Source organism: Candidatus Thiopontia autotrophica, from assembly GCA_014384675.1.
Lineage (GTDB): Bacteria > Pseudomonadota > Gammaproteobacteria.
On sequence record JACNFK010000015.1, the window covers coordinates 35,406 to 59,043 of the forward strand.

Here is a 23,638-nt window from a genome sequence, read left to right on the forward strand (position 1 = left end):
TGGGATGCCGAAGTCAACTCAGAAGGACGTTGGCGCCAATACAAACAAAGCAGGGGTGATCTAACTCCGCATCCCCGGATGTATAGGTGGAGACAAGACCTATATTGTTCTCTGGTATCATCCCCTCCCTATGCCACCACTTGAACTGATCGAATCCCGTATCCAGCGCCTCTCACAGGGTATTGGCAGGGTCTCAGCTGTTCTGCTGTTGCTGTTGCTAGCAAACGTCTTCTACGATGTGGTGATGCGCTACCTGCTCAATGATGTCTCCATCGGAATGCAGGAGTTGGAGTGGCATCTCTATGCCTCGCTCTTTCTGTTGGGGATCTCCTACACCATGTCGCAGGATGGGCATGTTCGGGTGGATCTGATCTACGACCAGCTCTCTGCAAAGCGGCGTAGCCAGATTGATATCGTCGGTACGATTTTCCTATTGATCCCCTTCTGTCTGCTTATCACCTGGTATGGTATGGGCTTTGTTGCAGAGTCATATCAGCTGGGAGAGAGCAGTGGGGACCCTGGCGGTCTCCCCTATCGCTGGCTGATCAAGGCCATGATTCCACTCTCATTCCTGTTGCTGCTAATCAGCAGTGTTGGCTTTATGCTACGGAGCTGGCGGTTGGGGCAGGAGGGCGGGGCATGATTGGAATTCTGATGTTCCTGACTGCACTGCTGATGCTGCTGTTCGGATTCCCCGTTGCTTTCACCTTTGGTGGCATTGCCATGATTTTTGGAGTCCTCTCAGAAGGTATTCAGATTTTTGCCTTTATGCCCTTCCGGATCCAGTCGATCATGGAGAACTCGACCCTGATGGCGGTTCCCCTCTTCATCTTTATGGGGATCATGTTGCAGAAGACGGAGCTGGCGGAGCAGCTGCTGGAGTCTATGGCCAGGCTATTTGGCAAGGTCTCTGGCGGGTTGGCAATCTCAACCATACTGGTTGGAACTCTACTGGCCGCATCGACCGGTGTAGTGGGGGCCAGTGTGGTGGCGATGGGGGTGATATCCCTTCCGGTGATGCTCAAGTACCACTATAACCGCCCCCTGAGTTGTGGAGTGATCTGTGCCTCAGGCACCTTGGGGCAGATCATCCCCCCATCTATCATCCTCATTATTCTTGGTGATGTAATGGGCATTCCGGTTGGAGATCTCTTCAGGGCTGCTGTCATTCCGGGGTTGGTGCTGGTGGGGTTTTATATCCTCTATGTACTGCTCTATACCCATCTGGTTGAGGAGAGTGCTCCGGCGATTCCGTTTACGGAAGATGGGGTAACCAGCCGCCGGAAACAGTATCTCGATGCGATGAAGGCGATTATCCCTCCGATGATTCTGATCATTGTGGTACTGGGGTCGATCTTTGCCGGTATTGCCACCCCTACTGAGTCCTCTGCGGTTGGAGGGGTTGGAGCCATCCTGCTCTCCATCTTCTATCGAAAATTCTCTTTTGGTGCACTACTTGAAAGCGCCGAGGAGACGGTCAAGATCACCGCTATGGTCTTTGCAATCCTGATCGGGGCCACCGCCTTCTCGATGGCCTTCACCTATACCGGAGGAGATCTAGTTGTTGAGGAGTATCTACTTCAGTTGCCCGGGGAGAAGTGGGGATTTCTGATCTTCTCCATGCTCTTCATCCTGATTCTGGGATTCTTCATCGACTTTGTAGAGATCGCTTTTATCGTGGTTCCCATACTGCTACCTATTGCAGAGATTCTTGGAATCCCCCTGCTCTGGTATGCAATCCTGATTGCGATGAATCTGCAGACCTCTTTCCTGACCCCACCATTCGGGTTCAGCCTCTTCTATCTGAAAGGGGTAGCACCGCCGGAAATTCAGACCACAGATATTTATCGCGGAGTGGCGCCGTTTATTCTGATCCAGATTGCGGTTCTGGGGTCAATTCTGCTGTTTCCTGGGATGTACAACCTCTAAACCAAGATGGCAGGGGGCTACTTGTGTCCGTCAGGAGTTCATAATCTCCCAGGGACGACGGATCTCCTCAACCAATTCAGCAGGGCTGAAGTTACGGGATTTACGTGCAAACTCCTTGCCATCGAGAAAGATGATGATGGTGGGAACTGCAAAAACCGAGTACTGGCCGGAGATCTCCGGAGTCTCGGTGGAGTCGATGTAGTAGCGGCCGATCTCTGGGTAGTTCTGCTCAAACAGCTCCATCAATTTGGGACGGAGTACCTTGCAGACATTGCACTGCGGGGTACTGAAGTAGAGCAGAACTCCGGGCTCATTTTCCAGAACCTGATCAAGCATCTTCAGGCTTTTCAGGTTCTGATCAGACACTCCTACTCGCCACCTTCCTGGTCTTCCCATATCTCTTTATCAGACCAGAGCCAGGCAGCACCACGTACACCGCTTGAGTCGCCATGCTTGGCTTTCATGAGATCGGTTCTGACCTCATCAGAAAAGACATACTCTCCCCAGAGGTTTTTTACGTTGGGATAGAGGCGATCAATATTTGAGAGACCTCCGCCAAGAACAATAACTTCTGGATCCATTAGATTAATCACCGTTGCAAGCCCTCGTGCCAGTTGATGTTCATATTTTTCCATGACCATGTTTGCATCATGCTCTCCCTGTTGTGCTCTATCAGCAATTTCATCTGCCGATAATGTGACTCCTGCTGTTCGATAATAACTCATCTGTAGAGCAGGTCCAGAGAGAAATGTCTCTATACAACCAGTTTTTCCGCAATAACATTCTGGCCCAGGAAGTTCCGATTTTTTTGGCCATGGGAGAGGATTATGGCCCCACTCTCCAGCAACTGCATTGACTCCGGTCACAACCCGACCATTTATAACAATCCCCCCTCCTACACCTGTCCCCAGAATCACTCCGAACATATTATCAGCTCCCACGGCCGCGCCATCCACAGCCTCGGAGAGGGCAAAACAGTTTGCATCATTGGCCAGCCTGACAGGTCGTGCCAAGATCTCTTCAAGATCTCTATCCAGAAGATTGCCAATCAATGCAGTAGAGTTGGCATTCTTTACTAGCCCTGTAGCTGGTGATCCCGTACCAGGAATACCAACACCAACCGAGCCGTAAAGACCGCTCTGCTGTTCAACTGACTCCACAAGGTCACGAATTGCCTCGACTGTTCCTCTATAGTCACCTTGTGGTGTAGAGACCCGCTGGCGAACCAGCTCCTCACCGCTGCGGCCGATGACTATGGCCTCTATTTTTGTGCCTCCAAGATCAATCCCGATTCTGCACTTAACCTCTCTCACCAGAAAAACTCCAGCTTGCACGTGGATGATTTATTAAGGTTCCTAAGCGACATCACGTAACAGTTCGGCCCCGGATAGCGCACTCTCAAGGCGCTCCCACTCATTCGCGCTGCCAGGAAGACCAAAGCGGATAGAGGAACTCTCCTTAAACAGGCGTATCAGAACCCCCTGTTCAGCCAGACTGTTTGTGATAGCTGCCGCCTGGGGGGTTGTCAGCCACTGGAAAAGTGAGCTGCCGCCTTCTGGACTGAGACCAGCAGATCTGAGCAACTCAGACAAACGCCCACTCTCGACAACAAGCCTGTCTCTCATCTCACTCTGCCAAGAGTGGTCACAGAGAACCTGTTTTGTTGCCCATTGGGCGGGATGGCTAAGTGACCATGGGCCCAGCAATCTCTCCATCCTCTCCAGAAAAATTGGTGTGGCAAAGACAAAACCTGAACGAATCCCGGCAAGACCAAAAAACTTTCCAAGTGAACGCAGAATAATTAACCCCGTTCTTGGTCTGTCAAGCATACAGAGACTATGTTCAGGGGTGGCATCCATAAATGCCTCATCCACAACCAGCCAACCTCCACGATCTGCCAGTTGCTGATGCCATCTCAGCAACTCCTCTCGTGAGAACAGCTCACCTGTCGGGTTATTTGGATTTACCAGCACTAGCACATCAAGGCCTGGGAGTAATGATTCAATTTGGTCACTGCCTATTTTCAAGACCTCATGACCCGCCAATTCCCACCCTCTCATATGCTCCGAATATGATGGATCCAGAACGGCAACCCGGCTAAATGTTCTCAACCTCGGGAGTGTCTGGATGGCCGCCTGAGAACCTGCAACTGGCAGCAATGTCTCTGTTCCATAATAGTCAGCCGCAATTTTTAGTAGATCTGTATCTGATTCAGGCAGACGTTGCCAGACTTCTGCCGGAATAGCAGGAACACTCCAGCCATGTGGGTTTATCCCGGTAGAGAGATCCACCATCTCACTCTCATGAAAACCATAGCGCTCTGCCCAGTAGCGTCTGTTGCCTCCATGCTGAGGATGGTTTGCTCTATCCATACAATCTAAAAATCTCTGTAAAGGTGGCTATGGTCCACAAAACTGCAATCCACAATATTACACTTCTATTTACCAGGGAGAGGGTGCGACAGATATCTTCTCGCTCTGCTACCCTGCCAGCCCCGAGCATAGGCTTCTCCTCAATCTTTCCGTGATAGCTGGATTTTCCTCCAAGCTGGAGTTTCAATGCACCAGCACCGGAAGACATTACTGCCCCTGCATTAGGACTTTTACAGAGTGCCGCCTGCTCCTTCCAGCTTGAGAGTGCAGTGGATCTGTCTCCCAAAAGAGCATAACTCACAGCCGTAAGACGTGATGGAATCCAGTTCATCAAATCATCAACTCTTGCCGAGAACCATCCAAAACCGAGAAATCTCTCACTCTTGTAACCCCACATTGCGTCCAGAGTATTAACTGCCCTAAACAGAAGAGCTCCAGGCAGGCCGGCAACCACAAACCAGAAGATTGCCCCAAAAATTGCATCATTGCCGTTCTCCAGAACTGACTCCACAGTTGCAGCTACTACACCACTCTCATCAAGTTGGTCTGTATCCCTGCTTACAATCCATCCTACACGCTCTTGGGCCACCGGCAGATTCTGGTTATCCAGGGCGTTTCCAACCAACATGGCGTGAGAGACAAGACTGCGCCCCCCCATCACAAGGTAGAGTCCGGCAACCTGTATCGCCATACTCCAGTAACCATCCAGATATTGTGACAACAGCGCCAAAAACATTACCGGCATTACCATTGCAATCCATCCAACCACACCACAAACCCGAGTTGAGCGCTCCTCACCTCTGAACAGAATCTTCTCCACTCTACTGGCAATCCACCCGAACCCTACCAGAGGGTGAAATTTTTTCGGCTCGCCAAGCAACATATCAAGCAGAAATGCGATTGTGACAATGATGGCAATCTCTAACATTCGGCTATCGTATAATGAGCAGAGATGAATTTCACCATAATGATTCAAGGTACAACCTCAGATGCCGGAAAAAGCATCATTACTGCCGGCCTCTGTCGCCTGCTCCATCGCAAGGGTCGATCTGTTGCCCCCTTCAAGCCCCAGAATATGGCCCTTAACAGCGCTGTAGCTATTGATGGTGGTGAGATTGGTCGTGCCCAGGCCCTTCAGGCAGTCGCAGCTGGGGTACCTGCAACAACTGATATGAACCCAATCCTGCTCAAGCCGACTACCGATATGGGCGCACAGGTTATCCTTCACGGCAGAGCAATTGGGAACCGTGATGCCCGTAGCTACCACCAACTCAAACCTGAATTATTGAATGAGGTTGTAGAAGCACACAGGCGACTTGCCGACAAATATCAGGCCATCATTGTCGAGGGGGCTGGTAGCCCTGCGGAGATAAACCTCAGAGAGAACGATATTGCCAACATGGGTTTTGCCGAGGCTATTGACTGCCCCGTTCTACTGGTAGCCGATATAGATCGTGGCGGAGTATTTGCCCATATTGTTGGGACCCTTGAGCTTCTCTCAAAAAGTGAACTGGATCGAATCAGGGGATTCATCATCAACCGCTTTCGTGGAGATATCTCACTACTGCAACCAGGCATAGAGTGGCTAGAAGAGCGAACAGGAAAACCGGTGATTGGAGTACTGCCATATCTACATGGGCTCCACCTCGATGCAGAGGATGCACTACAGCGAGATCAGACCACTAACGACGTAAGCAAGCTGAATGTCATCATCCCCGCACTACCGAGAATCAGCAACCATACAGATCTTGATCCTCTGCGCCACAATCCTGAGATAGACCTGCAAATTATTCCTCCCAATATCACCCCTCCTCCGGCTGATCTTATTATTCTGCCCGGTAGCAAGAGCGTTCGTTCCGATCTGCAGTGGCTTCGTGAACAGGGGTGGGAGTCTGCCATCCAGAAACACATACGCTACGGCGGCAAGGTGATCGGGATCTGTGGTGGCTTCCAGATGTTGGGAGAGAAGATCAATGACCCTGATGGGATAGAGGGTGAACCGGGGACAACAGCGGGGCTTGGACTGCTCCAGATGGAGACCGAGCTGAAGCCAGAGAAGCAGCTAAAAAATATAACCGGCAACCTGACGCTAGCAGCTGGAGATACCCCGTCAACAGCCACTGTTAAGGGCTACGAGATCCATGCCGGAATAACAACCGGAGAGGCTCTTAAACAGCCACTAGTCAGGTTACGAGGTGGTGATGCAGATGGCGCCATCTCGGATGATAATCAGGTTGCAGGGTGCTATATCCATGGATTATTTGACCACCCTGAGGCGTCAGAGTCGCTACTCAGATGGGCAGGAATGGATGATAGCTCTCATTCACTAAACATTGAGCAACTCAGAGAAGAGAGCCTGAACAGACTTGCTGACGAGATGGAGGAGCACCTGAAACTGGATGGGTTATTAGATTTGTAACTTCTGGAACCGTCCAGCAAGATAGACGGTAAGTATGGTGAGATCCCGGTTTGTTCAGGCTATTAACTTATTCAACAATCAACAGCAGCAACAACAGCGCCTCCATCTTCTCAACCATTGCCCCGGCTATATCCCCGGTTACTCCACCTAGCTGTTTAACTATCATCCAACGAAACAGTAGCAGTGCAGTAGCGACAATCAACAGTGTAATCCACGACACGCCATAAAACAGGGCAGTACCCAATACTGCAATCTGTACCAATACCCCCAACAGACGAGGAATATTGGATGAGATACCATCACCCATCCCGCCTGGACGAATGTATTTGGTGGTCTGGAAAAGTGTAATCAGGGCTGTTCTGGCCAGAATAGGTGGCCAGATCAACATCATCCACTCTCCACCTTCCAGTAGCGCCATGATTGCGCTCCACTTGACCAGTAGCAGCAGAACAATTGATATCACCCCCATAGGGCCCGATGTTGGATCTTTCATTATCTCCAACATCCGCTCTCGATTTCCCATTCCACCAACCCATGCGTCGGCACTGTCAGCCAGCCCATCCAGGTGGAGCCCTCCAGTCAGGAAGACCCATAGAACCAGGATCAGTGATGCCTGGAGTGGCAGAGGAGATGTTGGTAACAAGGATGCGAGCAGCAACAGCAGCCCGCCAATAGTTGCCCCCACCAGTGGGTAGAAGAGGATAGAGTAACCACGGTTTTGTGGCGTCGGTTCAACCACCACAGTAATCGGAATCCTGGTTAGCAGTTGAAAGGCAATTATGAGCGGCTGCATGGTCAAGTTGGGCTACCCCTCAGAGACCCCTGCCTCGCCAAAGGTGGCCATCTCCCCATGCAGCTGACACGCCTGCTGCAAGATGGGAACAGCAACTGCGGCACCACTCCCCTCCCCCAGTCTCATCCCCAGATCCAACAGAGGGTTCGCATCCATGGCATCAAGTACCTTGCCATGCCCCTGCTCTGCAGAGCGGTGGGAGAAGATTAGCCACCCCCTGACAGCTGAATTGATTCTGACCGCAGCAAGTGCCGCAACCGATGTTATGAAACCATCCACAAGTACCGGCACCCCTGACTGTGACGCCTTGATGTATGCGCCTGCCAGAGCAGCAACCTCAAATCCACCCAGATTTTGCAGGATATCCATTGGACTACCCAGATTGTCTTTATGGAGTTCAAGCGCCTGCTCTATAACCTCACCTTTGCGGGAGACCCCAGCGGAATCAAGTCCGGTCCCTGCACCAACAACGGATGCGCCACGCTCTCCAAGTAGTGCGGCCGCTACCGCAGAAGCTGATGTGGTGTTGGCTATCCCCATCTCGCCACCTATGTAGATATCTGCCCCCTGTCCGGCCGCACGCTCCACTGCCTCTCTCCCCACCCCAAGGGCACGCTCCAGCTCACCTCTATCCATTGCCGGCGCCTGGGCAAGATTTTTTGTCCCTGATGATATTCGGGCATCAACAACCCCACCAAGTGGTTCCAGTGAACCTACAGTCCCCACATTAACCACCTCAAGGGTTGCACCCAGGCTGTTTGCCAAGACACTAATTGCTGCCCCTCCACGCGAGAAGTTACGTACCATCTCTGCCGTCACCTCTTGCGGAAAGGCTGACACCCCCATCTCCGCCACCCCATGGTCTGCAGCAAAGATGGTGATGAATGGGTTCTTAATTGCGGGTTTTACCCTCCCCTGCATTGATGCCAATCTGATTGCCAGAGATTCCAGTCGACCCAGTGCACCAGGTGGTTTGGTCAGCTGTAGCTGGCGCTCTTCCGCCTGTTTTTCGGACTGCCTGTCAACCTGCTGAACCGGAGACTCCCACCAGTTATTACCCATCTTTATCCCTTTAATGTTTGTGGCAGACCGGCAACTACCAGAGTTACTCTATCGCAGATAGCTGCCAGTTTTTGGTGAAGCCTTCCTGCTTCATCACAATATTTTCGTGTCAGTGCATCCATCGGCACCACCCCCATACCGGTCTCGTTACCAACCAGCAGTGTGGTTCCCGGCAGTTCTGGAAGAGTCTTTACAAGTAAACTGACCTCTTGCTCCAACACCATTTCGTCTTCCTGCAGAAGCAAATTGGTTAACCATAAGGTTAGACACTCAACCAGGATGGTACGCCCATCCCTGGCCTCCTGTAGCAATACTGATGAGAGCCGTATTGGCTCTTCTATCAACTCCCACTCAGGTGATCGGCTCTGCTGGTGGTGAACGATCCTGTTTTTCATCTCACCATCACCGGCAGTCGCAGTTGCCAGATAGAGAAGGCTCTCTCCTCTATCCAGTGCCACTCGCTCTGCATAGCTACTTTTTCCTGAGCGGGTGCCGCCCAGAATCAGTTCTCGCATGTGATACTCTTGAACCTGAATCCATCTCTCATCCGCAGAATCATAACCTATTTTTCATCCAGTAAAACCATATACCAGACGTGCCATACTCACTACCTAGATCACCCTCCAGCCCCATATACAGGGGAAGCACTCTGGTTATCAGTCTGTTGCTGTTGACCCTGATGAGTATGCTTGGGTTGGGGGCGATGCAATCTGCACAACTTGAAGAGAAGATGGCATCAAACTTCCGTTATGGAGTAGCAGCATTTCATGCCGCTGAGGCAGGACTACAACAGGCGATTGAAAACCATGCCAACAATCAGGTGGTCGCTACTATTTCTGGAACAGTTGGAGATGGTGAATTTAGTGCATCCGTTACCGAATCATCCAGCATCTATACTGTAATCAGCGACGGGGCTCACTCTTCATCCGGAGCACGTCAACAGTTAACGATGGTGCTGTCCGGTGCAGTTGGCTCAAACCCAACAGTCAACAGCTGGAGCCATGATGAATAGTTCACCCTTTTTATGCCAACTTATTGATGGTCAAACGGTCACCGGAAAACTACATGGTATAGATGCTGAATCCAAATCTGTGCATTATCATGATGACCATTCAAACCAAATCAGCCAGCTCGATTTCCACTCAATAAGTCACCTTTATCATCATCAACCATGCCCGGGGGAGATGACAGTCTCATTTCATCTGCGATTTAGTGATGGCTCAACCCTGAGCTCTTCTGCCGAGCATTACAAATCTGATTCGTCTGGAGACCATCTATATGATGTAGGAGAGTCACATAACGGGGTTCATCTATTTTTGCCAACTGGAAGCCTGCACCAGCTTTCTGTGGACTCATCAAAAGAACATCAAACGGAAAAAAACATACAGGGTAAAAAGATCATTGCTCTGGTTAGAGAGATGATTGTGGAGGCCATTGAAAAACGCGCCTCTGATATACACCTCAAACCACTGCAAACAGTAGTTGAAGTCCGTTACCGGGTAGATGGCTCCATGCAACTTGCACACCGTATCAATCGTAACCACTATTCTGCCATCGTTAGCCGCATAAAAATTCTTGGCAATATGGATATTGCCGAACATCGCCTGCCACAGGACGGGGCGTATCATCTCTCGGTTAATAACAGGGGGGTAGATCTGCGTATATCCACTGTTCCCACCCTGGAGGGCGAGAGTGTAGTCATTCGCATTTTGGACCCCAAAACAGGGCTACGAAAAATATCCGATATTGGCTTCAGGTTTGGTGATGAACAGCTCTTTCGCAGAATGCTGCAACAGAAGAATGGTTTGATCCTGATCACTGGACCAACAGGGTCCGGAAAATCCACCACCATGTATGCTGCCATGGATACCCTGCGGGAACGTGCTCTCAATATCATAAGTATTGAGGACCCAGTAGAATACCGCATGGATCGGGTGAGACAGATTGAGGTCAATGAGGTTGCCAACAATACTTTTGCAAAAAATCTGCGGCATATCCTGCGCCATGACCCCGATGTAATCCTCATTGGTGAGATTCGAGATCAAGAGACCGCTAAAATTGCCCTGCAGAGTGCATATACAGGACATCTTGTGCTGAGCACACTTCACACCAGAGATGCCCCCAGTGCCATAACAAGGCTGCTGGAGATGGGTATGGAGCCTTATATGCTCAAGGACACCCTGATTGGTGTCCTCTCTCAAAGATTAGTCAGAAAACTATGTGACCAATGCCATGGAGAATCTCCAGACAGAGCGCATTGTCACCACTGCAACAGAAGTGGATTTTATGGAAGAACCCCTATTTATGAACTGATCAAAGTGAACTCCCTGATTCGAGAACAGATCAGAGATGGCATTACTGCAGACGAGATTCGTGCCACTGCCCTGGAAAATGGTATGGTTTCAATGGAGCTCCACGCTACAGAACTTATTGACCAAAAAATCACAACCGCTCAAGAGAGCAATTATCATGAACCATCCTGACCAATCCATTTACCGTGCAGTCTCCAATGCCCTTGAGGAGGATATTCAATCAGGAGACGTTACAGCTCAATTAATACCTGAAAAGACCATGGCAACTGCAACCATTCTTACCAGAGATGATATGGTGCTATGTGGTAGAGAGTGGGTTGATGAAAGCTTTCATCAGCTTGACCCATCCATATTGCTAACGTGGAATATGGAGGATGGAGCAGCTGTCTCTGCCAATCAGATTCTAGTAACCATACAAGGCTCTGCCCGAGCACTATTAACTGCAGAGCGTACTGCAATGAATTTTCTGCAGACACTCTCTGCCACGGCAACCATCACCAGACAATACACCGAACAGATAGCAGAGAGCCATGCAGAGATCCTTGATACCAGAAAGACCATTCCCGGGATGAGAGAAGCGCAGAAATATGCTGTGCATTGTGGCGGAGGTACCAATCACAGAATGGGTCTCTATGATGCCTTTCTGATAAAAGAGAACCATATTGCCGCCTGTGGCTCAATCAAGAGTGCTGTAGAGCGTGCGCGAGAAATCTCCAGCAACGAGAAGATTGAGGTCGAGGTTGAATCAATTAATGAACTGAATGAGGCTGTTGCTGCTGAGAGTGATGTCATCATGCTGGATAATTTTTCTCTGCAACAGATGAGAGAGGCCGTATCACTAAACAGTGGTCGTGCACTACTGGAGGTTTCAGGAAATGTCTCTCTGGAGCAGTTAAAGGATATTGCCGACACCGGCGTTGACTATATATCTATAGGAGCACTCACAAAACATGTCCACGCTATTGATCTATCCATGAGATTATCGATAGACTCCGGATTATCCTAACGTTTTTTTCTCTGAAACAGATCAGTTCTACGGCTGACCAGCCTGTCCAGAAACAGCATCCCATCCAGATGATCCACTTCATGCTGGATTGCCCTGGCCTCATAGCCTTCACTCTCATATTCATGAAGTTCGCCAGATTCATCCTGTGCGGCAAATTTTATCTGAGTGGCACGAATCACATTGCCCGTATAGTCAGGTACAGACATACAGCCCTCACGCCCAAGCTCAAAACCATCCCACTCGGTAATCTCTGGATTTACAAGCACCATCCTCCCCTGGTTGGGAACAGGTCTCTTCTTTTTTCCTCTGGTCATTCCAGTCAGATCCACAATACATATTCTCTGTAACCTCCCCACTTGAGGAGCGGCAATACCAATACCTCCAGGCTGGCTACGCATGAAGGTATCAAGCTCTGTTATAAACCGGGCCAACTCCTCATCAAAAGAGTCAACCGCCTCACACTCCTGCTTCAGACGGCTATCGGGATAGGTCAAAATCTCCATATCAACCAATCAAGGTCTCAATCTCTTCCACACGAAAATCAATTGATTCAGACAGAGGCTCCAGGGCCCGATGGACAGCATCCACGCCAGCACCTGCTATCCCTTCAATCATAAGAATATAGATTGGCTTTTCTGCAGCACCCCCAACCTGTGAATCCAGATCTGTAATATCAAAACCGGACTCTGCCAATACCCCTGTCACTTGGGCCACAATACCTGGACGATCAGCACCATAAACCACCACCCGAAGATCTGGAATTGAGTGCTGATGCAATCCTGGCTCTATCTTGTCAACATGCAGATGAAGCCCCAGCTCCTCGGTTACCGGATGCACAGTTTGACACAGCTGTTTCTCATCGCCATCCATCTCTACCATCATCATGATGGTGAAGTTACTGCCAAGCCGCATCATTGAGGTCTCACCAAGAGACCCCCCAGCCTTGAACAGTGCCTCTGTAATCTGAGCCACAATTCCTGGCTGATCCTTTCCTACCAACGCCATCATGTACCAATTTTTCATACTCTCTTCCCCTACTCCAGCCATATCAGTGTTGCCAACCGTCCTGTATTTTCATCTCTTCGATAGGAGAAGAACCGCTCACTATCTGTGAATGTATCCCACTCGCCACCATAAACCGAATATATGCCAAGCTGTTGAAGCTGCTGACGAGCAAGACCGGTCATTGATGCCAGCCATCTTCCACCATCTGATGGCACAAACATCTCCTCAGCCTCCTCACTATGCCGACAAAATATCTCCCTAACCTCATCACCAATCTCATAGGAGTGCTGTCCGATTGACGGTCCAAGCCACACCATTAGCTCATCACCATCATTCTGGAACTTTGAAACACCCTGCTCAATAATCCCGGCAGCCAACCCTCTCCATCCTGCATGAATAGCTGCGATTCTATCCCCCAGTCTGTTGGTGACAATAATTGGCATGCAATCGGCTGTAAGAACAGCACATACAACTCCTCTCATGGAGGTCCAGGAACCATCCGCCTCTGCTATCTGGCTCTCTGCAGGCAATTCTACAACTGCTGTTTTGTGAACCTGATTCAACCACCAAGGATCATGCGGCAATCCAAGTCGATTTTGTAGATTTTCTCTGTTCTTCTTTACCGCAACCGGATTATCCCCTACATGAGTTGCCAGATTGCCGCTCTTGCGTGTGGTTGTCACTGCTCTAACTCCATCTGGAGCTGGCCAATCTGGCTCTACATCAACAATCGTCACTGGGAGTTGATCTCTCTATCCTCACGAAGAATATCAATTATATTCACCATATCCTCAGGCAGGGGAGCCTCAAACTCAATCAACTCTCCTGACAGTGGATGCCTCAAACCCAAACGAGCCGCATGCAGAGCCTGTCTCTTGAATACACGAAGGGTCTCACTCATCTCTTCAGAGCTACCTGCAGGGATCTGAAGACGGTGACCATAGACAGGATCTCCCAACAGGGCAAAACGGATGTGCTCCATATGAACACGAATCTGATGAGTTCTCCCTGTCTCCAGGGAAAGTCTGACATGGGTATGTGAACGAAATTTCTCCATTACCCTGTAGTGGGTTACTGCAGGTTTACCATTCTCGACCACAGCCATCTTCTTGCGATCCACACGATGCCTGCCAATTGGAGCATCAACTGTTCCGCCAGCGGTCATCACTCCCTTGCAGATAGCCTGATATTCTCGACTCATGGACCTCTCCTGTAGCTGTCTCACCAAATCGGTATGTGCCTCCAATGTTTTGGCAACCACCAGAACTCCACTGGTATCTTTATCCAGACGATGGACAATGCCTGCTCGTGGAACCTCCGCAAGGGTTTTATCATGGTGTAAAAGAGCGTTAACCAGAGTTCCCCCCCAATTTCCTACTGCCGGATGAACCACCATCCCTGCAGGTTTATCAACAAAGATGATTGAATCGTCTTCATGCAGAATATTCAGTGGGATTGGTTCAGCTACCCACTGTACCTCCTCCTCTCTCTCAGCCTGTAGCCTAACCTCTTCCCCGGTAGCCACCGAGTCTCTTGGACGTCTCTTCTCACCATCAATCAAAGCATCACCAGAACGTATCCAGGACTGCAATCTACTTCTGGAGAATTCCGGAAAGAGCGTCGCCAGAGCAACATCAAACCGTTTACCAGAAAGCTCCTCCGGGATGGTGGTATGATACTGATCAGACCCATTTGAGTTTTGTTGCGGATCCATATTCTTTTCGCTACCCTTCGTCCTTTCCTACTATTTTTTTACTATAACCATGATTCGTAAACAGGCTCCATTCTCCTCCATCCTTCTACTGGTTTCCATCCTTGCTTCAGGTTTGTCTGGCTGCTCTCTTCTTCCTGAGCAAATTGATGTTACAGAGGACTGGTCTGCCAACAGATTCTACTTTGAGGCGCACGAAGCGATGACAAGTGGAGGCTACGAGAAGGCAATCGAGTATTTTGAGAAGCTGCAGGCCCGTTTCCCCTACGACAAACATGCTATGCAGGCTCAAATCGAGACCATCTACGCATATTACAAGTGGGATGAGTCTGCATCGGCTATAGCTGCTGCTGACCGTTTTATAAAACAGCATCCCCGTCACCCCAGTGTTGACTATGTCTACTATATGCGTGGCCTGGTAAATTACGATGAAGGGAGAACAATGTTGTCAGATATTGCCCTAACTGACCCAGCAACACGAGACCCCAAGGCGATGCGCGAGGCATTTCACTACTTCTCTAAACTGGTGACACGCTTTCCTCAGAGCAAGTACAGTGAAGACGCGAGAAAGAGAATGCTCTTTACCCGCAACAAACTGGCAGAGCATGAGCTACATGTTGCCAAATTTTATATGGATCGAGAGGCCTATGTTGCAGCCTCAAAACGTGCAAATTACGTTATTGAGAACTTCCAGAAAACTCCTGTGGTAAGAGATGCTCTACTCCTGTTGGTTGATATCTACCACAAGATGGGAATGGAGGATCTGGCGGCAGATACTGAACGGGTTTATGCTGCAAATTATCCGGAGTAACCGATTTACAGAGTCAAGCACAGCTAACGAGAGCGAAACCCTGATGTTATGGGGTAACGACGATCTCGTCCAAATGCCCTGGTTGTAATCTTTGCCCCTGGAGGCGCCTGTCGTCTCTTGTACTCATTACCATTGACCATCCCAATTATGCGGTTGACTACTTCAGAACCGAAACCGGCATCAATGATCTCTTCTGCACACTGCTCCTGCTCTATATAACGCTCAAGAATCTGATCAAGGATCTCATATGGTGGTAGCGAGTCTGAATCTTTCTGGTCTGGTGCCAGCTCAGCTGATGGCGGCCTGTCAATCACACGCTGTGGAATAACCTCATCTTGTCCACGCTCTTTGGCCTGTCGATTTCTCCACTCTGCCAACCGATAGACCAACAACTTGGATATGTCTTTGAGGGGAGCAAATCCTCCTGCCATATCCCCATACAGAGTGGCATAACCGACCGACATCTCACTCTTGTTTCCGGTTGTCAGTAACATTCGATTTTTCTTGTTGGCAATAGCCATCAGAATCACGCCCCGACATCTGGCCTGAATATTTTCCTCTGTGGCATCCACCCCATATCCATCAAACTCATCACTCAAGGTATCCATAAATGCATCAAAGGTCTGCTTTATGGGAATAATCCGAAAATCAATCCCAAGTACATTTGCCTCTATCTCTGCATCCTCAACACTCATTTGTGCGCTGTAACGAGATGGCATAGCCACCCCCTCCACATTGTCAGCGCCAAGTGCATCCACCGCAATAGCGAGAGTCAATGCCGAATCAATGCCACCAGACAGTCCGAGAACCACCCCGGGAAAACCATTCTTTCCCACATAATCTTTTACTGCCAGTATCAACGCCTGATATATCTCGGACAACTCCTGATCACCTTCTGGGTCATCCACAGAGTGTGCACTAAGACATAAATACTCCTCCGCACTATCATAGATATAGAGACCCTCTGTAAAAAACTCCCCACAGACGATCTTCTCTCCCTCGCCATTCATCACAAAGGAGCCTCCATCAAAGATCAACTCATCCTGACCTCCAACCTGATTGACATAAACCACCGGAATTCCACTCTCCCCAATCCTCTTGCGGATAATCTCCTCACGATCTCCTCTCTTGCCTGCATGGTATGGGGATGCATTCAGATTAAGGACCAGATCAGCTCCCGCATTGGAAATCTGCTGCATAACCTTTTGGTGCCACAGATCCTCACATATCGTTATAGCAATACTTTTACCCTTATGTTCAAACAGAACAGGGGCATCCCCCCGAGCAAAGTAACGTTTCTCATCAAACACCCCGTAGTTGGGCAGCTCCTGCTTACAGTAGCTCATCTCAATCTTTTGTCCACGCAATAACGTAGCAGCGTTATACAGCAGACCACTTCTGTCCCGCAGCGGGTGCCCAACCACCAGGCTGATCTCATCCGCCGCCTCTACCAGCTGTTGCATTCCATCCTCAACCTGTTGCAGAAATCCCGGACGCAACAACAGATCCTCTGGCGGATATCCCGTCAGAGAGAGCTCCGGAAATAGAACGATATCTGCCCCCTCTCTCTTTGCATGTTTTGCAAACTCAACCATCTGGTCAATGTTTTTCTGCAATGCTCCAACATGCGGATTGGTTTGTGCCAGCGCAATTACCAGGTTTTGGCTATTTTTGATCGATTCTATGCTCATTCTCTCTTACAACGATTATTCATGGCAGTTCGGTGACAAAATTGTAACAATACTCCACTAACTGACACAGAAGAAATATATGACCACTGGCGTACTTATTACAAACTTGGGGACCCCTGATGATGCAACACCAGCATCTCTCAGACGTTATCTTGCAGAATTTCTGTGGGATCGCCGTGTTGTGGATATGCCTCGTCTGAAGTGGTGGCTGATTTTACATGGAATTATCCTCAGAGTTCGCCCCAAACGGGTAGCGAAAGCATATCAGAAAGTATGGACAGAAAATGGCGGGCCACTACTGGTTATCTCTAAACGCCAGAGAGAGGCTATAGAGAAGAGGTTGGCAGACAAACTTGGATACAAAGTACCTGTTGCTCTGGGAATGCGGTATGGCAACCCGTCAATATCATCAGCACTGGAGAGCCTGCGTCAACAGGAGGTCAGCAAGATCATCATCCTCCCCCTGTTTCCCCAATATTCGGCCGCCACTACTGGATCAACCTTTGATGCTGTCTCTCAAGCATTGCAACAGTGGCGGAACATTCCAGATTTAACCTTCATCAATAACTATCACAATAATCCTGGGTATATTGAGGCCCTGGCAAACTCCATCAATGACAAGTGGAAAGAGGGTGGGCGTGCAGAACGTATACTGCTCTCTTTTCATGGATTGCCACAACGCTACCACGATGCCGGAGACCCCTATCGTGATCAATGCAATGCCACTGCCATTGCCCTGAACAAAAAACTTGGGTTGAGAGATGGACAACTACAGGTTGTATTCCAATCACGCTTTGGCAAAGAGGAGTGGCTAAAACCATATACTGAAGAGACCCTGAGGCTTCTTCCCGTTGAGGGCATCAACAAGATCGATATTATCTGTCCAGGATTCTCTGCCGACTGCGTAGAGACTCTTGAGGAGATTGCCATGCAGGACAGAGATCTGTTTATCGGTTCTGGTGGAGAGAGTTATCAATATATTCCAGCCTTGAATAATCGTCATGACCATATTGATGCGCTGACAGATATCCTTTTGGCTAACTGGGGAGAGAACAGGGTATAGACGACATGCATAACCATGACTCTATGCCTGTTGTTGCCGTAAGCCGCTGCCTTCTTGGAGATCCCGTACGATATGATGGCAAGGACAAAAAATCACAGAAGCTTATAGAGGAGATAGCCGGTCTGTTTTCCATACTTCCAGTATGCCCCGAGGTTGAGGCTGGACTGTCGATACCGCGCCCACCAGTACAGTTAGTCAAAGATGGCAATGGTATTATTTATGTCAGAGGCCGAGATGATCAAACAGTGGATATCACCTCACAACTACATAGATTTTTCAGAAGATTTGATGAGGCCAACACCACCTTGAGCGGAGCCATTCTCCAGAACCGCTCTCCAAGTTGCGGGGTTGGAGATACTCCTCTGTTTTCACCATCAGGATCTGAACTCAACCAGGATAACGGAGTTTTTACTACATTTATAAGATCACGACATCCTGACCTTCCTGTCTCAACTCCAAAACAACTAAACTCGGATGAGGCTATTCAGGAGTTCAGAGACGCTGTTTTCAGATATATTAAGCGTTCCACCGGCTCTGGCAGCCATTAATCTGTAGCACGCTCGAGCCCGGCTATGACTACCAAAGATTTTGCAGAGATTCCCTACTAATAGAGTTCGCTAAGACGCCAAACCATCCCATGTCGCTTCATTATCAATACAGTTGGATCATCACCCAGATCACCTAATCTCACTAAAAACTGGTTTGGTGAATCAAAGAAGGCATGATCAAGAGTATCGTATATTGAGACACCGGTTTCTCCCCGATTTGCTCCAGAGAGTCGATGTCTGATCCACTCTATAGTTACCGCCTGATCTACGGTATAGGCGCTCATGGAGTTTGCTCCATCACGAAGCATTCTTGAGGCTAGCCCCTCATTATGATCTCTACTCTCGATCCGGAGGACTCTCTTGTAGTTCTCCTGCACCTGTTGCAGATCAATGTATTTACCAAGCTGGGACACATCATTGGCAACCAATGCATGATCAAATCGATAGAGACTATAGTATGGCAAAATACCGTAAAGGATAACGGCAAGAAAAAGTAATCGTACGATCCAACGCATGATCATTAACTCCTCGGTAGATGTATAATTCTTATCTTAATTATTTTAGTTATTAACCTTACCACAGTATATACTCGCGCGCGATGAAAGGAATTACCGGAATCATACTGGCTGGCGGCAGAGCCACACGTATGGGGGGAGATGATAAGGGTCTTACCACTATCAACGGCAAGCCTATGGTGCAACACGTTATAGAACGTCTGACTCCGCAGGTAGGGACCATGATCATTAGTGCAAACCGCAATCAACGGTACTATGAGGCATTTGGGTACCCAGTAATATCTGATTACAACGACAAATTTGATGGTCCACTTGCCGGAATTGCCAGTGCCATTGAGATCACCGACACACCTCTCATTCTGGTCACTCCATGTGATACCCCTCTGATTCCAGCTGATCTGGTCGAGAGGCTGTATGAATCTCTGCAACAGACAGATTCACCGATTGCTGTAGCCCATGATGGAGAGAGGATGCAGCAACTCTGTTTTCTTGCTTCTCACCATATTATCGACTCAATCAAAGAGCGGCTAGCAGATAATGAGCGCAGGGTATACAGATGGCTTGAATCATTGAATCCGGCAATCTGCAATTTCAACTCCACCATGCTGTTCTCAAACATCAATACACCTGAAGAGCAGTCTGCCATAGAGCAACAACTGCAGGATTAGCTGTGAACTCAAAAACATTAAATTCTCCAACACCACTACTGGGATTTGCCGCATGGAGTGGAACAGGAAAAACCACCCTGTTGAAGCAGATTATTCCAATCCTGGTAGCAAGAGGAGTACATGTCGCTGCAATCAAACATACTCACCATGAATTTGATATCGACCAGCCCGGAAAGGATAGCTATAAATTGAGAAAATCTGGTGCCAGTCAGGTATTGGTTGCATCATCCAGACGCTGGGCCTTAATAAATGAAAATAGCGGAGATGCAACTGAGCCTGATCTTAAGCAGCTATTGCCAAAACTTGATCATGACAATATTGATCTAATTCTGATTGAAGGATTTAAGCATGAACCAATCCCTCGAATAGAACTGCACCGCTCTGTCACCGGCAAGCCACTACTGTATCCAGATGACAGCCAAATAATTGCTATCGCCATAAGTAATAACGAACAGATGAACCCTTCAATCCCGAGGCTAGATCTGGATAATAGTGAACAGATAGCAGACTTTATAGAAACCAACGTACTTCACAGGAAACAGACAACATGACACCCAAGAAAGGACTCTTGCCCGTCAACGAGGCACTGGAAAAGATCTTCCAGGAAATTAACCCAACTGAAGATATTGAGACAGTTGAGGTAATGACAGCATTTGGCCGCACCCTGGGAGAAGAGATAGTTTCTCCAATTAATGTTCCGTCCTATAACAATTCGGCTATGGATGGTTATGCAATTCAGGGGGCCGACCTGCCAGATAACGGTACAGTTACGCTTGAGGTGATTGGTTCATCATTCGCCGGCACCCCCTTTGATGGAGTCATGCAGAGAGGGCAATCTGTCAGAATCATGACTGGTGCCAAGATCCCTGATGGTGCTGACACTGTCATCATGCAGGAAAAGGCCACCAGGGAAGATGAACAGGTAACCTTCTCCAGCGAGGACAACCACACTCCGGGAGAGAATGTCCGTATGGCTGGTGAGGATATGAGAACTGGCGAGACAGTGCTCCATCCGGGAAAGAGACTGGGGGCTGCAGAACTGGGGATGATTGCATCACTTGGTTATGGCGAGGTCCAGGTCAAAAAGAGAATCAGGGTAGCCTTCTTTTCCACCGGTGATGAGCTCTGCTCTGCTGGTGAACCATTAGGGGATGGGCAGATCTACGACAGTAATCGCTATACCGTATTCAGCATGCTCCGTGAGCTTGGGGTTGAGCTAATTGATCTTGGAATTATTCGTGATGAGCGTGAATTGATCGAACAGGCCTTTCAGGATGCTGCCGCTCAGGCCGATGTAGTCATAACCTCTGGTGGTGTCTCTGTTGGTGAGGCCGACTTCGTAAAAGAGACTCTTGACAGATTGGGAGAGGTTAATTTCTGGCGTATCGCAATGAAACCGGGGAAACCACTCGCCTTTGGAAAGCTGAACAATGCATGGTTCTTTGGTCTGCCTGGCAATCCGGTATCAGCAATGGTCACATTCCTCCAATTTGTCCGTCCTGCACTTAACCACCTGGCCGGAAAAGAGCGTGCTACCCCATTCCGCATCCCGCTACGCTGTAGTAATAAGCTGAAAAAACGCCCAGGTCGACTGGAGTTCCAGCGTGGCATCCTGGAAAAAGGGGATAACGGCGAGACCGTAGTGCGTGGTGCCGGCCCTCAAGGCTCACATATTCTACGTTCAATGAGCATTGCCGACTGCTTCATTGTGCTGCCTGAAGAGAATAGTGGTGTAGAAGCAGGAGAGTGGGTTGAGGTAGAGCCATTCCTTTAGAACGGTATATCGTCATCCAGATCATTCATGGTTGGAGCTGTAGCCGCCGCTGGAGCCTGTTGCTGCTGTCCACCACCAGAGCTGCCACCGAAGTCAGCAGTGCCTCCACTACGGCCGCCCAACATCTGCATCTCACTAGCTACGATCTCCGTCGTATAACGGTCATTACCATCCTTGTCCTGCCACTTGCGGGTCTGTAGACGACCCTCAACATAGACCTGCGCACCCTTCTTGAGGTACTCAGATACAATTTCAGCCAATCGATTAAAGAAGACAACACGATGCCACTCTGTACGATCCTGCTGCTCCCCGGTATTCTTGTCTTTCCAGCTATCTGTTGTGGCGATGGATATATTCGCAATAGCTCGTCCATCAGCGGTATAACGCACATCCGGATCCTGCCCCAAATTACCCACCAAAATTACCTTATTGACTCCTCTTGCCATCTTCCTCTTCCCTCTTTAGTCCATTAACACAATACAATTTCCGATCCGTTCATGGTCTCATGCTGGAGCAAACGGTTCCAGTGATTTTCTATCCAAAATTTTCTCATCCACCTTGAGATAGGCAACTTCATCTTCGGCAATTACCACGGCCTCACTAACCCCGGGAATACCTAATAGCTGTTGTGCCAGTATTGATGCCTGTAGTTGATCAATCTCCCCTACCCGTAAAAGCTGTGTCTTTACTGACTTGGGACGTTCCATACTGCTAGCCACTACCAGCCATAACAAGGCCAATCCACCAGAAGCAAGGAAAACCGGCGCAATCTCTACACCATCGGACCAACCAAGAATCCACCCGCCCAGAATACCCCCCATAAAGGCACCAAAAAACTGGGAGCTTGAATAGACCCCCATTGCTGTACCCTTTTTGTCTGCCGGTGCCATCTTTGAGATAAGTGAAGGCAGAGTTGCCTCCAAGAGATTAAACCCTCCAAAAAAGATGACCATAAAGATAATAATTCCCCACAGTGAATCAGACATCTGCCATAAACCGAACTGTGATATTGCCACCAGCCCAATGGCGATAGAGAAGACCTCTTTCATTCTGCCCTTTTTCTCTGCCTGAATAATCATTGGTATCATGATCATCACTGCCACTAGAACCGCGCCCAGATAGACCATCCAGTGATCCTGCGGAGCCATACCACCATCTCTCAAACCGATAGGTATGACCACAAATATAGCTGTCAGAATCAAGTGAAGTACAAATATGCCAAAATTAAGGCGAAGAAGTTGTGAGTCACCAAGCACTGCCCCAAATTGTGCCGGATCCGCCTCTGCGTCATGATGCATATGGCTATGAGTTGGGGTCGGAACAATACGAAACAGCATTACCAACCCAAAGACTGCCAATAGCGCAGTAATCCAGAAGATTCCTGATACACCTACCCAGCCACTGATGACGGGTCCAAGAATAATTGCTGCCGTAAATGAGGCACCAATACTCATCCCAAAAGTAGCCATGGCCCTTGTCCTGAACTCTTCACGAGTCAGGTCTGCCAATAGTGCCATGGTAGCAGCGGCAATAGCACCAGACCCCTGAATCGCACGCCCTATGATAACTCCCTCGATGGTTGTTGCCATGGCAGCAACCACACTTCCAACCGCAAACAGCATCAACCCCATGGCGATAATACGTTTTCTGCCAAATCTGTCGGAGAGCATCCCAAATGGAATCTGTAGTAGTGCCTGGGTCAGGCCATAAACTCCAAGCGCAACCCCCATCAACATTGGGGTAGCCCCCTCAAACTCCTCCGTATATAGCGAAAGTACCGGCAGCAACATAAATAGTCCCAGCATTCGCATCGAGAAAATTCCTGCCAATGATCCAGCTGCTCTGCGCTCAACTGGCAACATTCCCTCTCCCTCACCTTTCTTCATCCAGACCTCCGGTAACTCTTCCTTGATAACATCTTTTTGTTGTTCTACCTATCTTCCACTCCAGATCAACCAA

At 49.1% G+C, this 23,638-nt stretch carries 27 protein-coding genes; 12 read left to right on the forward strand and 15 right to left on the reverse strand.

The features are described from left to right. Window positions 1-130: 130 nt before the first annotated feature. Together H8D24_01440 and H8D24_01445 are read left to right on the forward strand one after the other, a co-directional pair. Window positions 131-643 carry a TRAP transporter small permease subunit gene (locus tag H8D24_01440; GenBank protein MBC8519059.1) on the forward strand — a complete coding sequence of 171 codons (513 nt, stop codon included), beginning with the start codon at window positions 131-133 and terminating at the stop codon, window positions 641-643. Then, window positions 640-1,929 (forward strand): TRAP transporter large permease subunit, encoded by a 1,290-nt coding sequence (locus H8D24_01445; GenBank protein MBC8519060.1) that lies wholly within the window; start codon window positions 640-642, stop codon window positions 1,927-1,929. The genes H8D24_01440 and H8D24_01445 overlap by 4 nt, the downstream gene beginning before the upstream one ends. Before the next feature lie 30 nt (window positions 1,930-1,959). On the opposite strand, the gene H8D24_01450 is transcribed toward H8D24_01445, so the two are convergent. The 4 genes from H8D24_01450 to H8D24_01465 are packed head-to-tail and all read right to left on the reverse strand — an operon-like array spanning window position 1,960 to window position 5,229. Further along, window positions 1,960-2,295 (reverse strand): thioredoxin family protein, encoded by a 336-nt coding sequence (locus tag H8D24_01450; GenBank protein MBC8519061.1) that lies wholly within the window; start codon window positions 2,293-2,295, stop codon window positions 1,960-1,962. A 2-nt stretch (window positions 2,296-2,297) separates the two neighbouring features. After that, the gene (locus H8D24_01455) at window positions 2,298-3,242 is read right to left on the reverse strand and encodes an ROK family protein (protein MBC8519062.1); all 945 of its coding nucleotides are present in this window, start codon (window positions 3,240-3,242) and stop codon (window positions 2,298-2,300) included. A gap of 42 nt (window positions 3,243-3,284) precedes the next feature. After that, on the reverse strand, window positions 3,285-4,301 hold the full coding sequence (locus tag H8D24_01460; GenBank protein MBC8519063.1) for a threonine-phosphate decarboxylase: 1,017 nt from the start codon (window positions 4,299-4,301) through the stop codon (window positions 3,285-3,287). Further along, a complete protein-coding gene (locus H8D24_01465) occupies window positions 4,294-5,229 on the reverse strand; it encodes a cobalamin biosynthesis protein (protein ID MBC8519064.1) in 936 nt (311 codons plus the stop codon). The genes H8D24_01460 and H8D24_01465 overlap by 8 nt, the downstream gene beginning before the upstream one ends. A gap of 24 nt (window positions 5,230-5,253) precedes the next feature. Here H8D24_01465 and H8D24_01470 point away from each other — a divergent pair, with 24 nt between their 5' ends. Next, the gene (locus H8D24_01470; GenBank protein MBC8519065.1) at window positions 5,254-6,720 is read left to right on the forward strand and encodes a cobyric acid synthase; all 1,467 of its coding nucleotides are present in this window, start codon (window positions 5,254-5,256) and stop codon (window positions 6,718-6,720) included. Window positions 6,721-6,787: 67 nt separating this feature from the next. On the opposite strand, the gene H8D24_01475 is transcribed toward H8D24_01470, so the two are convergent. From H8D24_01475 to cobU, 3 genes are read right to left on the reverse strand one after another with little or no spacing between them, the layout of a single operon-like run. Continuing rightward, on the reverse strand, window positions 6,788-7,513 hold the full coding sequence (locus H8D24_01475; protein MBC8519066.1) for an adenosylcobinamide-GDP ribazoletransferase: 726 nt from the start codon (window positions 7,511-7,513) through the stop codon (window positions 6,788-6,790). 12 nt (window positions 7,514-7,525) lie between these two features. Next, window positions 7,526-8,575, reverse strand: a complete 1,050-nt coding sequence (gene cobT, locus H8D24_01480) for a nicotinate-nucleotide--dimethylbenzimidazole phosphoribosyltransferase (protein MBC8519067.1) — start codon at window positions 8,573-8,575, stop codon at window positions 7,526-7,528. A 2-nt stretch (window positions 8,576-8,577) separates the two neighbouring features. Beyond that, window positions 8,578-9,090 (reverse strand): bifunctional adenosylcobinamide kinase/adenosylcobinamide-phosphate guanylyltransferase, encoded by a 513-nt coding sequence (cobU, locus tag H8D24_01485; GenBank protein ID MBC8519068.1) that lies wholly within the window; start codon window positions 9,088-9,090, stop codon window positions 8,578-8,580. Between the two features lie 80 nt (window positions 9,091-9,170). On the opposite strand from cobU, the gene H8D24_01490 reads away from it, so the two are divergent. The 3 genes from H8D24_01490 (at window position 9,171) to H8D24_01500 (ending at window position 11,893) form a co-directional block, all read left to right on the forward strand. Then, the gene (locus H8D24_01490; GenBank protein MBC8519069.1) at window positions 9,171-9,587 is read left to right on the forward strand and encodes a hypothetical protein; all 417 of its coding nucleotides are present in this window, start codon (window positions 9,171-9,173) and stop codon (window positions 9,585-9,587) included. A gap of 172 nt (window positions 9,588-9,759) precedes the next feature. Then, the gene (locus H8D24_01495; protein MBC8519070.1) at window positions 9,760-11,058 is read left to right on the forward strand and encodes a type II/IV secretion system protein; all 1,299 of its coding nucleotides are present in this window, start codon (window positions 9,760-9,762) and stop codon (window positions 11,056-11,058) included. Further along, window positions 11,045-11,893, forward strand: coding sequence for a carboxylating nicotinate-nucleotide diphosphorylase (locus tag H8D24_01500; protein MBC8519071.1), 849 nt, complete (start codon window positions 11,045-11,047; stop codon window positions 11,891-11,893). The genes H8D24_01495 and H8D24_01500 overlap by 14 nt, the downstream gene beginning before the upstream one ends. Here H8D24_01500 and def read toward each other — a convergent pair. The 4 genes from def to rluD are packed head-to-tail and all read right to left on the reverse strand — an operon-like array spanning window position 11,890 to window position 14,612. Next, window positions 11,890-12,405 carry a peptide deformylase gene (gene def, locus H8D24_01505; GenBank protein ID MBC8519072.1) on the reverse strand — a complete coding sequence of 172 codons (516 nt, stop codon included), beginning with the start codon at window positions 12,403-12,405 and terminating at the stop codon, window positions 11,890-11,892. The genes H8D24_01500 and def overlap by 4 nt on opposite strands. Next, window positions 12,398-12,916: an amino acid-binding protein gene (locus H8D24_01510; protein ID MBC8519073.1), complete on the reverse strand. Its 519-nt coding sequence runs from the start codon at window positions 12,914-12,916 to the stop codon at window positions 12,398-12,400. The genes def and H8D24_01510 overlap by 8 nt, the downstream gene beginning before the upstream one ends. Before the next feature lie 11 nt (window positions 12,917-12,927). Then, complete coding sequence (gene pgeF, locus H8D24_01515) at window positions 12,928-13,629, reverse strand: peptidoglycan editing factor PgeF (protein MBC8519074.1); 702 nt, start codon at window positions 13,627-13,629, stop codon at window positions 12,928-12,930. 2 nt (window positions 13,630-13,631) lie between these two features. Then, a complete protein-coding gene (rluD, locus tag H8D24_01520) occupies window positions 13,632-14,612 on the reverse strand; it encodes a 23S rRNA pseudouridine(1911/1915/1917) synthase RluD (protein ID MBC8519075.1) in 981 nt (326 codons plus the stop codon). 49 nt (window positions 14,613-14,661) lie between these two features. Here rluD and H8D24_01525 point away from each other — a divergent pair, with 49 nt between their 5' ends. Beyond that, entirely contained in the window at window positions 14,662-15,420 is a 759-nt protein-coding gene (locus H8D24_01525; protein MBC8519076.1) for an outer membrane protein assembly factor BamD, read from the forward strand. Between the two features lie 23 nt (window positions 15,421-15,443). Here H8D24_01525 and H8D24_01530 read toward each other — a convergent pair whose 3' ends face one another. Further along, on the reverse strand, window positions 15,444-17,111 hold the full coding sequence (locus tag H8D24_01530) for an NAD+ synthase (GenBank protein MBC8519077.1): 1,668 nt from the start codon (window positions 17,109-17,111) through the stop codon (window positions 15,444-15,446). Between the two features lie 79 nt (window positions 17,112-17,190). On the opposite strand from H8D24_01530, the gene hemH reads away from it, so the two are divergent. Then, entirely contained in the window at window positions 17,191-18,174 is a 984-nt protein-coding gene (hemH, locus tag H8D24_01535) for a ferrochelatase (protein MBC8519078.1), read from the forward strand. Between the two features lie 5 nt (window positions 18,175-18,179). After that, window positions 18,180-18,722 (forward strand): DUF523 domain-containing protein, encoded by a 543-nt coding sequence (locus H8D24_01540; GenBank protein ID MBC8519079.1) that lies wholly within the window; start codon window positions 18,180-18,182, stop codon window positions 18,720-18,722. A 56-nt stretch (window positions 18,723-18,778) separates the two neighbouring features. Here H8D24_01540 and H8D24_01545 read toward each other — a convergent pair whose 3' ends face one another. Next, window positions 18,779-19,237 carry a DUF2939 domain-containing protein gene (locus H8D24_01545; GenBank protein ID MBC8519080.1) on the reverse strand — a complete coding sequence of 153 codons (459 nt, stop codon included), beginning with the start codon at window positions 19,235-19,237 and terminating at the stop codon, window positions 18,779-18,781. 83 nt (window positions 19,238-19,320) lie between these two features. Between H8D24_01545 and mobA the strand changes: the two genes are divergently transcribed. From mobA to moeA, 3 genes are read left to right on the forward strand one after another with little or no spacing between them, the layout of a single operon-like run. Beyond that, window positions 19,321-19,905: a molybdenum cofactor guanylyltransferase gene (mobA, locus tag H8D24_01550; protein ID MBC8519081.1), complete on the forward strand. Its 585-nt coding sequence runs from the start codon at window positions 19,321-19,323 to the stop codon at window positions 19,903-19,905. A gap of 2 nt (window positions 19,906-19,907) precedes the next feature. Beyond that, window positions 19,908-20,456, forward strand: a complete 549-nt coding sequence (gene mobB, locus H8D24_01555) for a molybdopterin-guanine dinucleotide biosynthesis protein B (GenBank protein MBC8519082.1) — start codon at window positions 19,908-19,910, stop codon at window positions 20,454-20,456. Continuing rightward, window positions 20,453-21,679 carry a molybdopterin molybdotransferase MoeA gene (moeA, locus tag H8D24_01560; protein ID MBC8519083.1) on the forward strand — a complete coding sequence of 409 codons (1,227 nt, stop codon included), beginning with the start codon at window positions 20,453-20,455 and terminating at the stop codon, window positions 21,677-21,679. The genes mobB and moeA overlap by 4 nt, the downstream gene beginning before the upstream one ends. On the opposite strand, the gene ssb is transcribed toward moeA, so the two are convergent. Together ssb and H8D24_01570 are read right to left on the reverse strand one after the other, a co-directional pair. After that, a complete protein-coding gene (gene ssb / locus H8D24_01565; protein ID MBC8519084.1) occupies window positions 21,676-22,125 on the reverse strand; it encodes a single-stranded DNA-binding protein in 450 nt (149 codons plus the stop codon). The genes moeA and ssb overlap by 4 nt on opposite strands. Before the next feature lie 57 nt (window positions 22,126-22,182). Further along, window positions 22,183-23,565 carry an MFS transporter gene (locus tag H8D24_01570; GenBank protein ID MBC8519085.1) on the reverse strand — a complete coding sequence of 461 codons (1,383 nt, stop codon included), beginning with the start codon at window positions 23,563-23,565 and terminating at the stop codon, window positions 22,183-22,185. Between the last annotated feature and the right edge of the window lie 73 nt (window positions 23,566-23,638).

What these genes read in the sequence shown, in the direction of transcription:
- H8D24_01470 (MBC8519065.1), top strand. Translation starts at nt 5,254, where the DNA reads ATGAATTTCACCATAATGATTCAAGGTACAACCTCAGATGCCGGAAAA.
- hemH (MBC8519078.1), top strand. Translation starts at nt 17,191, where the DNA reads ATGACCACTGGCGTACTTATTACAAACTTGGGGACCCCTGATGATGCA.
- ssb (MBC8519084.1), bottom strand. Translation starts at nt 22,125, where the DNA reads ATGGCAAGAGGAGTCAATAAGGTAATTTTGGTGGGTAATTTGGGGCAG.
- H8D24_01445 (MBC8519060.1), top strand. Translation starts at nt 640, where the DNA reads ATGATTGGAATTCTGATGTTCCTGACTGCACTGCTGATGCTGCTGTTC.
- H8D24_01500 (MBC8519071.1), top strand. Translation starts at nt 11,045, where the DNA reads ATGAACCATCCTGACCAATCCATTTACCGTGCAGTCTCCAATGCCCTT.
- H8D24_01545 (MBC8519080.1), bottom strand. Translation starts at nt 19,237, where the DNA reads ATGCGTTGGATCGTACGATTACTTTTTCTTGCCGTTATCCTTTACGGT.
- moeA (MBC8519083.1), top strand. Translation starts at nt 20,453, where the DNA reads ATGACACCCAAGAAAGGACTCTTGCCCGTCAACGAGGCACTGGAAAAG.
- H8D24_01525 (MBC8519076.1), top strand. Translation starts at nt 14,662, where the DNA reads ATGATTCGTAAACAGGCTCCATTCTCCTCCATCCTTCTACTGGTTTCC.
- H8D24_01570 (MBC8519085.1), bottom strand. Translation starts at nt 23,565, where the DNA reads ATGAAGAAAGGTGAGGGAGAGGGAATGTTGCCAGTTGAGCGCAGAGCA.
- H8D24_01440 (MBC8519059.1), top strand. Translation starts at nt 131, where the DNA reads ATGCCACCACTTGAACTGATCGAATCCCGTATCCAGCGCCTCTCACAG.
- H8D24_01530 (MBC8519077.1), bottom strand. Translation starts at nt 17,111, where the DNA reads ATGAGCATAGAATCGATCAAAAATAGCCAAAACCTGGTAATTGCGCTG.
- mobA (MBC8519081.1), top strand. Translation starts at nt 19,321, where the DNA reads ATGAAAGGAATTACCGGAATCATACTGGCTGGCGGCAGAGCCACACGT.
- H8D24_01465 (MBC8519064.1), bottom strand. Translation starts at nt 5,229, where the DNA reads ATGTTAGAGATTGCCATCATTGTCACAATCGCATTTCTGCTTGATATG.
- H8D24_01540 (MBC8519079.1), top strand. Translation starts at nt 18,180, where the DNA reads ATGCATAACCATGACTCTATGCCTGTTGTTGCCGTAAGCCGCTGCCTT.
- cobT (MBC8519067.1), bottom strand. Translation starts at nt 8,575, where the DNA reads ATGGGTAATAACTGGTGGGAGTCTCCGGTTCAGCAGGTTGACAGGCAG.
- H8D24_01495 (MBC8519070.1), top strand. Translation starts at nt 9,760, where the DNA reads ATGACAGTCTCATTTCATCTGCGATTTAGTGATGGCTCAACCCTGAGC.
- rluD (MBC8519075.1), bottom strand. Translation starts at nt 14,612, where the DNA reads ATGGATCCGCAACAAAACTCAAATGGGTCTGATCAGTATCATACCACC.
- cobU (MBC8519068.1), bottom strand. Translation starts at nt 9,090, where the DNA reads ATGCGAGAACTGATTCTGGGCGGCACCCGCTCAGGAAAAAGTAGCTAT.
- H8D24_01475 (MBC8519066.1), bottom strand. Translation starts at nt 7,513, where the DNA reads ATGCAGCCGCTCATAATTGCCTTTCAACTGCTAACCAGGATTCCGATT.
- H8D24_01510 (MBC8519073.1), bottom strand. Translation starts at nt 12,916, where the DNA reads ATGAAAAATTGGTACATGATGGCGTTGGTAGGAAAGGATCAGCCAGGA.
- H8D24_01460 (MBC8519063.1), bottom strand. Translation starts at nt 4,301, where the DNA reads ATGGATAGAGCAAACCATCCTCAGCATGGAGGCAACAGACGCTACTGG.